Source organism: Marilutibacter maris (assembly GCF_006546735.2).
Lineage (GTDB): Bacteria > Pseudomonadota > Gammaproteobacteria > Xanthomonadales > Xanthomonadaceae > Marilutibacter > Marilutibacter maris.
The window spans coordinates 1-1,107 of record NZ_VICD02000064.1; the positions used below are offsets into that span (position 1 = coordinate 1).

Annotated in this window: 1 protein-coding gene; it reads left to right on the forward strand. The window is 73.5% G+C overall.

Translation table 11 applies throughout. From position 1 onward, the window contains the following. Positions 1–1,107: aspartate kinase (locus tag FKV24_RS04670; RefSeq protein WP_141481546.1), on the forward strand; the 1,107-nt coding region annotated here is incomplete at both ends.

A 1,107-nucleotide genomic window follows, 5' to 3' on the forward strand; every position in this document is an offset into this window, starting at 1 on the left:
CACCGACGCCCTGGTCGCCCTCGCCGACGCCGCCTGCGGCCTGCGCGACTGGCAACCCGACTGGACGTTGCTCGTACAACGCCATCTCGACACCGCCGACGCCCTGCTCCCCGATGCCGCCGTCGCCGGGGCGGCCAAGGCCGCGCTCGAGCACGAGCTGGAGGGGTTGCGCGAGCGCCTGGCCACGCTGGCCGCCGGGCACGGCGACGACAGCGACCGGGCCTGGGTCCATGGCCTCGGCGAAGTGCTGTCCTCGCACCTGCTGCACGCCGCGCTTGGCGGCGAGGACGCCGGCTGGGCCCGGCTGGACGCGCGCGAGGTGCTGTGCGTGCATCCGGGCGAACTCGGCGTCGCGGTCGACTGGGAAGCCTCCCGCGACCGGCTGGCGCGATGGCGGCAACGGCATCCGCAGGAACACGTCGTCGTCACCGGTTTCGTCGCCAGCGATGCGCAGGGCCGTCCGACCACGCTGGGGCGCAACGGCAGCGACCATTCCGGCGCGATCTTCGCGGTGCTGTTCGGGGCCGACGAACTGACCATATGGACCGATGTCGACGGCGTGCTGTCGGCCGACCCGCGACTGGTGCCGGACGCGGTCTGCCTGCCGATGCTGTCGTACGCGGAGGCCTGCGAACTGGCCTACTTCGGCGCCCGGGTGCTGCATCCGCAGACGATGGCGCCGGCGATCCGCCACGCGCTGCCGATCCGGATCCGCAATTCGCGGGCTCCGCAGGCGCCGGGCACCCTGATCAGCACCGTCTCGCGCGGACCCGACGGGCTGCACGGAACCCCGGTCAAGGGCCTGAGCCTGGCCGAGGACCTGGCCCTGCTGGAGCTGTCCGGAGCCGGCCTGATCGGCGTGCCCGGCACCGCCGAACGCATGTTCGCGGCGCTGCGCCAGGCCGGGGTCTCGGTGATCATGATCTCGCAGGGCTCCTCGGAACACTCGATCTGCTGCGTGGTGCGCCAGGCCCAGGCCGAGGCCGGGCGCGCGGCGGTGGTCGAGGCCTTCGCCGAGGCGATCGACGACGGCCAGGCCCAGGGCGTCAACGTGACCCCGGACATCGCGGTGCTGGCGGCGGTCGGCGACGGCATGGTCGGCACTCC